The 13,782-nt window shown below is 60.3% G+C and carries 8 protein-coding genes; 1 reads left to right on the top strand and 7 read right to left on the bottom strand.

Annotated features, from left to right (window positions below; all coding sequences use genetic code 11):
* Nucleotides 1–19 precede the first annotated feature (19 nt).
* The 6 genes from dnaE to ACZ9XP_RS00015 form a co-directional block, all read right to left on the bottom strand.
* Nucleotides 20–3,454, bottom strand: a complete 3,435-nt coding sequence (gene dnaE / locus ACZ9XP_RS00040) for a DNA polymerase III subunit alpha (protein ID WP_465187750.1) — start codon at nt 3,452–3,454, stop codon at nt 20–22.
* Nucleotides 3,455–3,567: 113 nt separating this feature from the next.
* Nucleotides 3,568–3,810, bottom strand: a complete 243-nt coding sequence (locus ACZ9XP_RS00035; RefSeq protein WP_147683362.1) for a PhaM family polyhydroxyalkanoate granule multifunctional regulatory protein — start codon at nt 3,808–3,810, stop codon at nt 3,568–3,570.
* Nucleotides 3,811–3,935: 125 nt separating this feature from the next.
* Nucleotides 3,936–6,212 carry an NADP-dependent malic enzyme gene (locus ACZ9XP_RS00030; RefSeq protein WP_147683360.1) on the bottom strand — a complete coding sequence of 759 codons (2,277 nt, stop codon included), beginning with the start codon at nt 6,210–6,212 and terminating at the stop codon, nt 3,936–3,938.
* A gap of 140 nt (nt 6,213–6,352) precedes the next feature.
* Nucleotides 6,353–7,636, bottom strand: coding sequence for a TRAP transporter large permease (locus tag ACZ9XP_RS00025; RefSeq protein ID WP_465187749.1), 1,284 nt, complete (start codon nt 7,634–7,636; stop codon nt 6,353–6,355).
* Nucleotides 7,633–8,244, bottom strand: a complete 612-nt coding sequence (locus ACZ9XP_RS00020; protein WP_465187748.1) for a TRAP transporter small permease — start codon at nt 8,242–8,244, stop codon at nt 7,633–7,635. Before ACZ9XP_RS00020 ends, ACZ9XP_RS00025 begins: the two co-directional genes overlap by 4 nt.
* Before the next feature lie 63 nt (nt 8,245–8,307).
* Nucleotides 8,308–9,306 carry a TRAP transporter substrate-binding protein gene (locus ACZ9XP_RS00015; protein WP_465187747.1) on the bottom strand — a complete coding sequence of 333 codons (999 nt, stop codon included), beginning with the start codon at nt 9,304–9,306 and terminating at the stop codon, nt 8,308–8,310.
* A 189-nt stretch (nt 9,307–9,495) separates the two neighbouring features.
* Between ACZ9XP_RS00015 and ACZ9XP_RS00010 the strand changes: the two genes are divergently transcribed.
* Nucleotides 9,496–11,784: a PAS domain-containing sensor histidine kinase gene (locus ACZ9XP_RS00010; protein WP_465187746.1), complete on the top strand. Its 2,289-nt coding sequence runs from the start codon at nt 9,496–9,498 to the stop codon at nt 11,782–11,784.
* A 49-nt stretch (nt 11,785–11,833) separates the two neighbouring features.
* Here the strand turns inward: ACZ9XP_RS00010 and nadB are convergent, their stop codons facing one another.
* Complete coding sequence (gene nadB, locus ACZ9XP_RS00005) at nt 11,834–13,417, bottom strand: L-aspartate oxidase (protein WP_465187745.1); 1,584 nt, start codon at nt 13,415–13,417, stop codon at nt 11,834–11,836.
* Nucleotides 13,418–13,782 lie beyond the last annotated feature (365 nt).

Raw genomic sequence — 13,782 nt, 5'->3', positions numbered from 1 at the left:
GCCCCGCGGGGCCGCTGTGTTACCACAGGATCTTGACGCTGTTGTCGCCCAGCCAGTCTTCCAGCGTCATCAGCAGCGCATCATCCAGGCGTACGCCCCACTGTGGCGGCAGCATCAGGTCGCCTTTGGCTTTGCCGGTGTGGTAGGTAATGCGCAGTGGGCAGCCGCTGTCTTCGCTGCGGTAGGGGGTAATGATATTGCGCAGCGTGGCCACGTCGTGGCGCGGGTGCATCTGCACCGACAGGCTGCGCGCGTAGCGGCTGCGCGCCTCGCCCAGCTCGTACAGGTTTTCTGCAATGATGCGCATGCCACCACTGAAGCGGTCTTCGCTGACTTTACCCTCCACCACCAGCACCACGTCGTCTTTCAGCTTGTTGCGGTTGGCGTCTACCGCCTCGGCAAACAGGGTTACTTCTACCTTGGCCGTGCCATCGTCCAGCTGGATAAAGGCCATTTTGCCGCGGTTGCCTACCTTGGTGCGGATGCCGGTGACAAAACCGGCCAGCAGTTGCGGCTCGCGCCGTGGTGCCAGCTTGGCCAGCGGCGTGCGGATAAAACCGCGTACTTCTTTTTCGTAGGCCGAGAACGGGTGGCCGGACAGGTAAAAGCCGATGGCGAGCTTTTCTTCGGCCAGCTGGATGGCGGCTGGCCACGGTTTGCACGCCACCATGTCGACACTGGGCGCGCTGTCGTCGTCGAACATGTCGAACAGGCCGCCCTGGTTAGCGTTGGCCGCTTGCTGCTCGGCGGCGGTCATGGCCAGGGCCACGTTGCTGAACAGCAGGGCGCGGCTGGGCTCGATGCTGTCGAAGGCGCCAGCGCGGATCAGCGCTTCGATCACGCGCTTGTTGACGATTTTCTTGTCGGTGCGGTGGCAGAAGTCGAACAGGCTGGTAAACGGGCCGCCTGCCTCGCGCACCTGCACAATGTGCTCCACCGCCGACTCGCCGGTGCCCTTGATGGCGCCCAGCGCGTAGCGGATGTGTTTGCGGTCTACCGGTACAAAGCGGTAGAAGCTGTGGTTTACGTCTGGTGGCAGGAAACGCAGGCCGTTCTTGTTGTCGGTGGCGTCGTCGTAGAACACTTTCAGCTGGTCGGTGTTGTCCAGTTCGGTGGACATGGTGGCGGCCATGTAGGCGGCCGCGTGGTGCGCTTTCAGCCAGGCAGTGTGGTAGGCCACCAGCGCATAGGCGGCGGCGTGCGATTTGTTGAAACCGTAGCCGGCGAACTTTTCCATGTAGTCGAAGATTTCGTCGGCCTTGGCTTTTTCGATGCCCTGCTTGGCCGCGCCTTCCACGAACATGGCGCGCTGCGCCACCATTTCTTCTACTTTCTTTTTACCCATGGCGCGGCGCAGCAAGTCGGCGCCGCCCAGGCTGTAGCCGCCGCAGACCTGCGCCGCCTGCATCACCTGTTCCTGGTACACCATGATGCCGTAGGTAGGCGCCAGTACTGGCTCCAGCAGCGGGTGCAGGTACTCGAATTTGGCACCGTGCATACGCTGGATAAAGTCGGGGATCAGGTCCATCGGGCCGGGGCGGTACAGCGCCACGAAGGCGATAATCTCTTCGAACTTGCTGGGTTTGGCCTCTACCAGCATCTTCTTCATGCCGGTGGATTCAAACTGGAACACGCCGGTGGTGTTGGCGTTGGCAAACACCTTGTAGGCCAGCGCGTCGTCCAGCGGCAGCTTGGCCACGTCGACGTCTTCGCCGCTCAGGTCTTTGATGTACTTTTGCGCCAGCTCGATGATGGTGAGGTTGCGCAGGCCCAGAAAGTCGAACTTCACCAGGCCGATTTGTTCTACGTCGTCCTTGTCGTACATCGATACCGGCGCGGCACCGTCGCCGCTGGCGATGTACAGCGGGCAGAAATCGGTGAGCTTGCCGGGGGCAATCAGCACGCCACCGGCGTGCATGCCGATGCCGCGTGTCAGGTCTTCCAGCTTCATGGCCAGCTCGATCAGCTCGCCAGCGCCTTCGCTTTCGATGGTTTCGCCAATTTGCGGCTCGGCGGCCATGGCTTTTTCCAGGCTCAGCGGCTTGTTGGCCTCCAGCGGAATCAGCTTGGACAGCTTGTCGCACAGGCCGAAGGGCAGGTCGAGCACGCGGCCAACGTCACGGATCACCGATTTGGACGACATGGTGCCAAAGGTGGCGATCTGGCTCACGGCCTCTTCGCCGTATTTGCGCCGTGTGTATTCGATCACGCGCCAGCGGTTTTCCTGGCAGAAATCCACGTCGAAGTCGGGCATGGATACCCGCTCCGGGTTAAGGAAGCGCTCGAACAGCAGGGCGTATTTCAGCGGGTCCAGGTCGGTAATGCTGAGGCTGTAGGCCACCAGCGAGCCGGCACCGGAACCCCGGCCCGGGCCCACCGGGCAGCCGTTCGCCTTACCCCACTGGATAAAGTCGGCCACGATCAGGAAGTAGCCGGGGAAGCCCATCTGGATGATGGTGTCGCACTCGAACTTCAGCCGCGCGTCGTACTCCGGCCGCCGTGCTTCGCGCTCGGCTTCATTCGGGTACAGCTGTGCCAGGCGCATGTCCAGCCCGCGTTGCGCTTCGTACACCAGAAAGTCGTTCAGCGTCATGCCATCCGGCGTGGGGAAGTCTGGCAGGTAGTTTTTGCCCAGCACCACGTTGATATTGCAGCGGCGGGCAATCTGCACCGTGTTTTCCAGCGCCTCGGGGATGTCGGCAAAGCGTTCCAGCATTTGCTCGGTGCTGAGGAAGTACTGGCATTCGCTAAAGCTGCGCGGGCGGCGTTTGTCACCCAGCGTATAGCCTTCGGCAATGCACACCCGTGCTTCGTGCGCCTTGAAGTCGTCCGGGTCCATGAACTGGATCGGGTGGGTAGCCACCACCGGCAGGCCGGTTTCGCCGGCCAGCCACAGGGTGGACTGCAGGATGTTTTCTACCTGGGCGCTATCGGTGCGCTGTAGCTCCAGATAAAACGCACCGGGGAACAGCTGCGCCCAGTACTCGGCGCGGCTGCGTGCTTCGTCGGCATTGCCGTTGGCAAACGCCACGCCCACGTCGCCCAGGTGGGCGCCGGACAGGCACAGCAGGTGGCTGTTGTCGCCTTCTTCCAGCCAGGCACGCTTGATCTCGGCGCGGCCACGGTACTGGTTATGCGTAAAGGCGCGGGTGAGCAGCTCGCACAGGCGGCGGTAGCCTTCGCGGTTCTTCGCCGTCAGCATCAGCCGGAAGGGCTTGTCGCGGTCTTCGCCGTTTTCCAGCCAGATGTCGCAGGACACAATGGGCTTGATGCCCTTGCCACGGCAGGCCTTGTAAAACTTGACCATGCCGAAGATGTTCATCAGGTCGGACATGCCCAGCGCCGGCATGCCGTCCTTGACGGCGCGCTTGATGGCGTCGTCCAGGCGGACAATCCCGTCGGTGATGGAAAACTCCGAGTGGAGGCGAAGATGGACAAAGCGGGGTGCGTTCATGGCGGGCATTCTACCGGTGCTGCGCGTGCTGTCCAAATGAAACATGGTTGGCCGCAGGGTGTGCGGCCAACCATGGCAGGGTGGGGTGGCCAATCATGGCCGGGCGGGTCGGCTTACTCTTTCGGGCGCAGGGCGGCGATGGCGGCACGCTGCATTTCCAGGGTCTTGATTTGCATGGATAACATGCCCAGGTTCATGGTAAGCCAGGTTTCTACCACTTTGAGCTCGGCGATCTTGCGGTCGACCTCTTCCACGCTCATGGGCGGCAGAAAGGGCTGGGCACCTGGCGGGGTGGCCGACTGCATCATCTGGCGGAACAGGGCAAACGGGTCGGCTGGGTTGAATTCGGCACTCATGCTGGCTCCTGGTTCGGGTTGTTGTGGCTGTATCTTAGTGCAGATTGCCGCGGCGGGCATGCACCTGGCAATAAAAAACGGGCACCCGAAGGTGCCCGTTGTCACACTGGCTTGCGCCGTGAGGATCAGTTGCCGTTTTGTGCATCCACAGCAGCCATGGCCACCATGTTCACGATGCGGCGTACCGACGAGATTTGCGTCAGGATGTGCACTGGCTTGGCCATGCCCATCAGGATCGGGCCGATGGTCACGCCGTCGGAGGCCGATACGCGCAGCAGGTTGTAGCTGATGTTGGCGGCTTCCACGTTTGGCATGACCAGCAGGTTGGCCGCGCCTTTCAGGTTGCTTTGCGGCATGGCTTGCTGGCGGATGCTTTCTACCAGCGCGGCGTCGCCTTGCATTTCGCCATCGATTTCCAGCGTCGGGTGGGCGGCCTGGATCAGCTCCAGCGCGTCACGCATTTTGCCGGCGCCTTCGGTGTTCCAGGTGCCGAAACTGGAGTTCGACAGCAGGGCCACTTTCGGGGCGATACCAAAACGGCTTACCGCACGGGCGGCCATTTCGGTAATGGCGGCCAGCTGCGCTGCATCTGGCGATTCGTTGACGTAGGTGTCGGTAATGAAGATGTTGCCGGTAGGCAGGATCAGCGCGTTCATGGCGCCGGCCACTTTGTCTTCACGGGCGTAGCCGATCACGTCACGCACGATATCCAGGTGCTGGCGGTAGGTGCCATAGGTACCGCAGATCAGCGCATCGGCTTCGCCGCGGCGTACCATCAGGGCGCCAATCAGCGTGGTGTTGCCGATAACGCGGCGGCGAGCCTGCTCCTGCGAAACGCCTTTGCGCTTCATCAGGTTGTAGTACTCCTGCCAGTAGTCGTTGAAGCGCGGGTCGGATTCGTTGTTGACCAGCTCGAAATCCACGCCGGCTTCCAGCTTCAGGCCCAGCTTCTCGATACGCTTGGCAATCACGGACGGGCGGCCGATCAGGATCGGCTTGGCCAGGCCTTGCGATACGATTTCCTGGGTGGCGTGCAGTACGCGCTCGTCTTCACCTTCGGCCAGCACCACGCGTTTGGCTTCTTTTTTAGCCTGGGCGAATACCGGTTTCATGAACAGGTTGGTCTTGTACACAAACTGGGCCAGCTGGTCCACGTAAGCGTCAAAGTCCTTGATCGGGCGGGTCGCTACGCCGGAATCCATGGCGGCTTTGGCTACGGCCGGGGCGATTTTCACGATCAGGCGCGGGTCGAATGGCTTCGGAATCACGTATTCCGGGCCAAAGGACAGCTCCTGATCACCGTAGGCCGATGCCACCACGTCGTTCTGCTCGGCCATGGCCAGGTCGGCAATGGCGCGTACGCAAGCCAGCTTCATCTCGTCGTTGATGGTGGTAGCGCCGACGTCCAGTGCACCACGGAAGATGAACGGGAAGCACAGTACGTTGTTGACCTGGTTCGGGAAGTCCGAACGGCCGGTACCGATGATGGCATCCGGGCGCACTTCTTTTACCAGCGGCGGCAGGATTTCCGGTTCCGGGTTGGCCATGGCCAGAATCACCGGGTAGGCAGCCATGGATTTCACCATGTCTTGCGTGACCAGTTTCGGGCCGGACAGACCCATGAAGATGTCGGCGCCAACCATGGCGTCGGCCAGTTTGCGCTGACCGTTGTCCGGGATGGCGAAGCGTTTCTTCGATTCGTCCATCTTGTCGTCGCGGTCCTGGTAGATCACGCCTTTGGAATCGCAAACGGTGATGTTCTCACGCTTCACGCCCAGGGCTACCAGCAGTTCCAGGCAGGCAATGGCGGCGGCGCCGGCACCGGAGGTGACTACGCGTACGCTGCCGATATCCTTGTTCACCAGGCGCAGCGAGTTCAGTACGGCGGCGGCGGCCACGATGGCGGTACCGTGCTGGTCGTCGTGGAATACCGGAATATTCATGCGCTCACGGCACTTCTTCTCGATGTAGAAGCATTCCGGGGCTTTGATGTCTTCCAGGTTGATGCCGCCGAAAGTCGGCTCCATCGCGCAGATGATGTCTACCAGCTTGTCTGGGTCGTTTTCGTCCAGCTCGATGTCGAACACGTCAACACCGGCAAATTTCTTGAACAGTACGCCCTTGCCTTCCATAACCGGTTTGCCGGCCAGTGGGCCGATATTGCCCAGGCCCAGTACGGCGGTACCGTTGGTGACTACGGCAACCAGGTTGCCGCGTGCGGTGTATTTATAGGCATTCAGCGGGTCTTCCACGATAGCGTCGCAAGGTGCGGCTACGCCCGGGGAGTAGGCAAGTGCCAGGTCGCGCTGGGTGGCCAGCGGCTTGGTTGGGGCGACCTGGATCTTGCCCGGCTGCGGGAACTGGTGGAAATCGAGTGCGGCTAAGCGCAGTTGCTCGTCCATTCTGTTGGCTCCTGATTGTTATTTCAGAGGGTGTGGAGAGGCCGGCCATTATAGGGCCAACCCTTGCTTATGGGCTATGCGTGTCTGACAAAAAACGCGACGGAAGGGTTCCGTCGCGTCGTGTCGCCGTTTGGCGCGGTTTACATCATGCCCAGTGTCTTGGGCAGCCACAGCGAGATGGCCGGTACGTAGGTCACCAGGCCCAGGAAAGCCAGCATGGTGAGCAGCCACGGCCATACCGCGATGGTGAGTTCGGTAATGCCCATTTTGGTAATGCCGGATGCCACGTACAGGTTCAGGCCCACTGGCGGGTGGCACATGCCCACTTCCATGTTCACCACGATCAGGATGCCGAAGTGCACCGGGTCGATGCCCAGCGCCATGGCTACCGGGAACAGGATAGGGGCGAAGATCAGTACGATGGACGATGGCTCCATCACGTTACCAGCCAGCAGCAGGATCACGTTCACGGCCAGCAGGAAGGCTACCGGGCCCAGGCCTGCGTCAATCAGCGAGCTGGCCATGGCTTGCGGGATACCTTCGCTGGTCATCAGGAACGAGAACAGCACGGCGTTGGTGATGATGTACAGCAGCATGGCCGACATGCTGGCCGAATCCAGCAAGACCTTGGGCACTTGCTTCAGCGTCAGGTCTTTATAGATGAACACGGCCACGATGAAGGCGTATACGGCAGACATGGCGGCAGCTTCGGTTGGGGTGAAGATACCGGTGTAGATACCACCGATCACCACAACGATCAGCAACAGGCCCCAAACCGACTCACGCAGTGCTTTCAGGCGCTGGCTCATGCTGGCCTTGGCCAGACGCGGGTAGCCGAACTTGCGGGCGCGGTACCAGGTAGTCAGGCCCAGGAAGCCGGCCAGCATCAGGCCCGGAATCACGCCGGCCATGAACAGCTGGCCTACCGAGGTGTTGGTGGCTACCGAGTACATCACCATCACGATGGAAGGTGGAATCAGGATGCCCAGTGCACCCGAGGTGGTGATCACGCCAGCGCCAAAGCTGTTCGGGAAGCCCTGTTTCACCATGGCGGGCAACAGGATGGAGCCGATGGCGACCACGGTAGCCGGGCTGGAGCCGGATACGGCAGCAAACAGTGCGCAGGCCAGCACGCCAGCCAGGCCCAGGCCACCGTGCCAGTGGCCTACCATGGACGACGCAAAATTGATCATCCGCTTGGCCACGCCACCGTGGGTCAGGAAGTTACCCGCCAGGATAAAGAACGGAATCGCCATGATTTCGAACTTCTCGATACCGGTGAACAGCTTCAGCGCGACCGCCTCGATCGGTACTTCGGTCATGGTGAACAGGAAAGTCAGTACGGTCAGGCCCAGCGAGATGGAGATCGGCATGCCGGTGAGCATCAGCACGATCAGCAGGCCAAAAATGATGAGTGCGCTCATTTTTTGTCGCCTCCGTTTTTCAGGTCGTGCGGGTGCAGGTTGTCGTCCATGGCAAACCAGTTGCTGTCTTCGTTGACATCGTCCATGCCTTCCACGTGGCTGTGGTCATGCTTGGGCAGCTCGCCGGTTTTCAGGAAATTGACCATCACCTGCAAGAAGCGGAAGCTCATCAGGTAAGAACCCAGCGGTACGGCCAGGTAGACGATCCACATTGGCACTTCCAGGTCAGCCGATGTCTGGTCGGTATGGGCGATTTCCCATACAAAGGTGGCGCCCAGGGTACCTACGATACCTGTGAACAGGGCACCGGACAGCAGGCCGATGATGATGAACTTGCTGCGGTTCTGGTCCGACAGTTTGTTGATCAGCACGTCCACACCCACGTGGATGCCGGTACGCACGCCATAGGCCGCGCCGAATTTGGCCATCCATACAAACAGGTAAATAGTGAGTTCTTGTGCCCAGCTGGTGTGAATGTGTGCCAGATAAGGTTGAAGTGACTCGATACCGCTGCCGTAACGGTGCACCACTGCAAAAAACGTAATCAGTGTTGCTACCGCCATCAGGGTTGCGATCAGCCACTCCTCGAGGTGGTCGAGGAATTTCATGTGTTGACTCCGGTGGAAGGTTGGCCGCAGGGCTGCGGCCAACCTGGTGCGCTCAGAAGGGGCTTAGTTCGGGGTGTAGCCAGTCTGCTTGTAGATCAGCTGTACCAGGCCTTCACCGATACGGTCGTCCATCTTGGTATGCACAGGCACCAGAGCCTGTTTGAATGCAGCGCGTTCAGCTGCAGTAGGGATGTAGACCTGGGTTTTGCCGCTGGCCTTGATCTTGGCCAGGTCTTCGTCGTTCTCTTGCTTGGCAATCTTGTTGGCGTACACGGTGGCGTCTTTCATGGCGCCGTCCAGTGCGGTGCGTACGTCAGCCGGCAGGCCGTCCCAGAACTTCTTGTTCACGATCACGGCGTAGCCCAGGTAGCCATGGTTGGTGACCGTAGCGTACTTTTGTACTTCGTGCATTTTCTGGGTCAGCATGTTGGACGGCGGGTTTTCGGTGCCATCTACCACGCCGGTTTGCAGCGCCTGGTAGGTTTCCGAGAACGCCATCACTTGTGGCAGGGCGCCCATGCTGCGCATTTGCTCTTCCAGTACCTTGGACGACTGGATACGCATTTTCAGGCCTTTCAGGTCAGCAGGGGTCTTGAGCGGCTTATTGGCCGACAGGATCTTGAAGCCGTTATCCCAGAAAGACAGGCCTTTGATGCCCTTGCTTTCCAGTTTGGCCAGCAGCTGCATGCCGATCGGGCCTTGGGTGACTTTGTGCAGCTCGTCGTAGTTGTCAAAGATGTACGGCAGGTCGAACACTTCGAATTCTTTGGCACCCAACGGGCCGAATTTGGCCAAGCTCGGGGCCAGCATTTGTACGGCACCCAGCTGCAAGGCTTCCAGTTCTTCCTTGTCTTTGTACAGCTGGCTGTTCGGGAATACTTGTACCTGAACGCGGCCTTTGGTGCGCTCTTCCGCCAGTTTCTTGAAGTACTCGGCGGCTTTGCCTTTCGGGGTATCCTGCGCCACCACGTGGCTGAACTTGATCACGAAGTCGGCGGCGTTGGCTACGCCAGCTACGCCAAATGCCAGGCTGGCGATCAGGGCTGCATATTTCAGTTTCATTTGTGTACTCTCCAGTGTTTGTCTGTGTTGCTCAGGCCAATTTTCTTATTGAGGCTCATCGCAAGCTGAACACTAGAATCAAAGCACTACTTTAGCCATTAGGGAATTCGGCATTGGGGAATTCCCTAATATCGATGACGGGGCGTCAGCGGCACTTTGGCGCCCTGCGGCCAACCTAGACAAAATCTCATGATGCTTACCGAGTACCCAACGCACTCCGCCCCACGCCGCTTATGGTTGGGGGCGGCTTTTATCCTGATCGGGCTGCTACTGGCGTTGGGTAGCCTGTTCTGGGTGGTATACAAGGACTGGCGCGACGAGCAGCGCGATGGCCTGATCCAGGAGCTGTTGTGGCTGGACCAGAGCCTGCGCCTGCACCTGGAAAACCACCAGCAAAGCGTAGAGGCCATGCAGCTGGACATGCCGCTGACGCGTGCCGAATCCCGGCGCTTTTTTGCCGCCGCCGCCTTGTTGCAGCGCGAAAGCAAAGAAATAGAAGCGGTGCAATGGGTCGGCCCGCGCGGTGCCGTGCTGCTGGACGCGCAAAAGCGTGCCGGTTTACAGCTGGGTGGCGATGCTTACGACGCGCTGTGGCGCGCCGAGCGACTGGGGCGTGCCTCGTACAGCCCGCCATACCTGGGGCAGGATGGCAAGTACCGCTTTGATCTGGCGGTACCCGCTTTTGAAGCCGGGCGCTATCTGGGCGGCCTGCGCCTGGTGTACCGCATGGACAGCCTGTTGCAGAACCAGGTGCCGTGGTGGCTGGCGACCAAATACCACATCAGCCTGGTGGACCTGGGGGGCAAGGTGCTGGCCAGCAAGTTTGACCAGGCTTCGCCAGTGGGCACGCTGTCACACGAGCTCAGCTTCGACCCGCCAGGCTATGGCGTTAGCCTGCGTGCCATTACCTACCGTGCCGGGGTGGGGTTTTCGCTGCCTGTGCTCAGCCTGCTTATCGGCTTGCTGGTGTTGGCATTGTTATTCCTGTTGTGGCGCATCCGTGGGCAGGTGCGTGTGCGGGCGCACGCCGAACGCGCGCTACAGCATGAAATGTCGCTGCGCCGCTCGGTAGAAGACAGCATGAAAAGCGGGCTGATCGCCTTTGCCGGTAATGGCCAGATCCTGCGGGTGAACCGTGCCATGAGCGAGCTGACCGGGCTGAGTGCTGACGAACTGGTGGGCCAGCAGCTGCCCTATAGCTTCTGGGCAGAAGAAGACTACCCGCTGCTGATGCAGGCCATGCAGGCCATGCTGGCTGGCCAGCTGCCCGAGCACGGCTTTGAGCTGCCGTTTCGCCACCGCGACGGCGAAAAGGTAGAGGTGCGGCTGTACGCCACGCCGCTGTTGCTGGAAGGCGGGCGGCACGATGGCTGGGTCGCCTCCATGTACGATATTACCGAGCTCAAGAAGAAGCGTGTGGCGCTGGATGAATCACACCGGCGCTTTCTGGCGGTGCTGAACGGCCTGGAAAGTGGCCTGTGCGTGATTGATGGTGATACGCGCCAGCTGCTATACGCCAACCCGGCCTTTGCCGCAGGCTGGGCGAGTTTTACGGTGGACGGCAGTTATTGCCCGCTGATGCCTGGCCTGATGGGGGATAGCCACGCCACTGCGGCCAACCTGGAGTGTTCGCCCGATGGCGGTCGTAGCTGGTTCCAGCTGCAATACCGGCGTATCAATTGGGTAGGGGGCGAGTCGGCCTGGCTGTGCATGCTGCTGGATATTACCGATGCCCGTTCCCGTGCCGAGCGCGAGCTGGCGCAGGAGGAGCGCTTCCAGACCACCTCGCGCCTGATCGCGATGGGCGAAATGGCCTCGTCGCTGGCGCACGAACTGAACCAGCCGCTGACTGCCATTTCCACTTACGCCTCCGGCCTGGCGCGCAAACTGCCCGCCGAGCTGGCGCAAACGCGTGGCGTGGGCGAGGCGGTGCAGGCCATTGCCGACCAGGCGCGCCGCGCCGGGCAAATCGTCAACAGTATTCGTGCCTTCGTGAAAAAGCATGCACCACAGCTGGAGCTGAGCGACCCGGACCTGGCAGTGCGGCGCGTACTGGCACTGGCACAGCCCATGGCCGACAAGTACGGCGTGCGCTTGCTGCTGGAGCCTGCCCGCGGCGGCTTGCGGGTGGAAATGGATCCTGTGCTGATCGAGCAGGTGCTGCTGAATCTCATCAAAAACGCGATAGAAGCCATGCGTGAAGCTGGCAGTGTGCGGCCAACCATTCATCTGCGCAGCACCACGGGCAAGCAGTTCTGGCGTGTTGAAGTGAGCGATAACGGGCCAGGGCTGCAAGATGGCGTGAAAGAGAACCTGTTTACGCCGTTCTACTCCACCAAAACAGACGGCATGGGTATTGGCTTGAATATCTGCCGCTCGATTGTGGAATTCCACCGCGGCGAGTTTGGTGTCAGTACACCGCTGGCGGGGGGCTGCGTGTTCTGGTTCACCTTGCCGGTATTCGTGGTACAGGATTGAGGCGGGGAAGGCGGGTTGGCCGCAGTGTGCGGCCAACCCTTGTTGCAGTTTACTTCTGTGGTGTCAGGACGGTATCGCTGCTTTGCGGCAAGGTGTCCGGGTAGTCGCGGCTAAAGTGCAGGCCGCGGCTTTCTTTGCGCGCCAGGGCAGAGCGCACGATCAGCTCGGCGGTTTGCACCAAGTTGCGCAGCTCCACCAGGTCGTTGGTAATGTGGAAGTTGCTGTAATACTCGTCAATTTCCTCATTCAGCAGCTTGATGCGGTTCAGCGCGCGTTCCAGGCGCTTGTTGGTGCGCACAATGCCCACGTAATCCCACATCGCGCGGCGCAGCTCGTCCCAGTTGTGCGAGATCACCACTTCTTCGTCGGTGTCGGTCACGCGGCTGTCGTCCCAGCCCGGAATCGAGGGCTGTTTCACGGGCGCTGCCGCGTTGATGTCGGCTGCCGCAGCCTTGCCGATCACCATGCATTCCAGTAGCGAGTTACTGGCCAGGCGGTTGGCACCGTGCAGGCCGGTGCAGGCCACCTCGCCTACAGCGTACAGGCCTTCCACGTCGGTGCGCCCCTTCAGGTCTGTAATCAGGCCGCCGCAGGTGTAGTGTGCTGCCGGTACCACCGGGATAGGTTGCTGGGTAATGTCGATACCCAGTTCTAGGCAGTGCGCGTAAATATTGGGGAAATGCTCCTGTATGAAGCTGGCCGGCTTGTACGAGATATCCAGATACACGCAGTCCAGACCGTGTTTCTTCATCTCGAAGTCGATAGCGCGTGCTACCACGTCACGCGGTGCCAGCTCGGCGCGCTCATCGTGGTGGGGCATAAAGCGGGTGCCATCCGGCAGGCGCAGAATGCCGCCTTCGCCACGCACCGCCTCCGAAATCAGGAAAGACTTGCTGTGCGGGTGGTACAGGCAGGTGGGGTGAAACTGGATGAACTCCATATTCCCCACGCGGCAGCCCGCACGCCAGCCCATGGCAATGCCGTCGCCGGTAGCGGTATCCGGGTTGGTGGTATACAGGTAGACCTTGCCGGCGCCGCCGGAAGCCAGAATGGTATGGTTGGCCGCAATGGTCACCACCTGGTCTGCCAGCTTGTCCAGTGCGTATACGCCGTAGCAGCGTTTGCCCTCTAGCCCCAGCTTGCTGCTGGTAATCAGGTCTACCGCGATAAAGTCTTCCAGCACCGTAATCTGCGGGTGGGCTTTGATCTTCTGCCCCAGCGTGCTGGTGACGGCTGCGCCAGTTGCATCGGCAGCGTGAATGATGCGACGGTGGCTGTGACCACCTTCACGTGTCAGGTGAAAGCCGGTCTGGTGGCTGTCGTCGCGCGTAAACGGCACGCCCAGGTCCACCAGCCAGTCGATGGCCTCTTTCGAGTTTTCCACGATAAAGCGCGTCGTGGCCTCATTGCACAGGCCCGCGCCGGCTATCAGCGTATCGCTGATATGCTGTTCTACCGAATCCCCGGTATCCAGCACGGCGGCAATGCCACCTTGCGCATAGCTGGAGCTGCCCTCCAGCAAGTCGCGTTTGGTAATCAGGCCTACCTTGCGGGTTTCAGCCAAATGTAGCGCCAGCGTCATGCCCGCCAGGCCGCTGCCAATAATCAGCACATCAAACTTGAGAGTGGTCATTACCTTGGGTGCGATCGTCGCATACAGTCGATAAACAAGGCCTAAAGGGTAGCAGAGCGCAGCCGCGCTGTCTTTTGTGGCACTAGGGCTGCCTGCGGCCAACTTTTTTGCTTTTGTGTGCCGTTGCAAATCAATATCTTAAGCAAATACTTGCAGTTTATTGCGGGGTAAGTGTTGACGCCCTTCGCTCGTCTGGGTATAGTTCGCCTCCTCAGCTGACGACGCAAACGAAACAAGCCAGTCAGCACCGCTCTTTAACAGACCAAATAACCGATAGGTGTAAGTGTCTGGCTAAGCCAAATACTTGCACTGCAAAGATTTAGAGAAACGATGTTTCTTTGAACTTGCGTGCCAAAAAATTGCTT

The sequence above is a fragment of the Vogesella perlucida genome (assembly GCF_979366545.1).
Note: the sequence above shows the minus strand (reverse complement) of the source record. Positions and strands in the feature narration are given on the sequence as shown.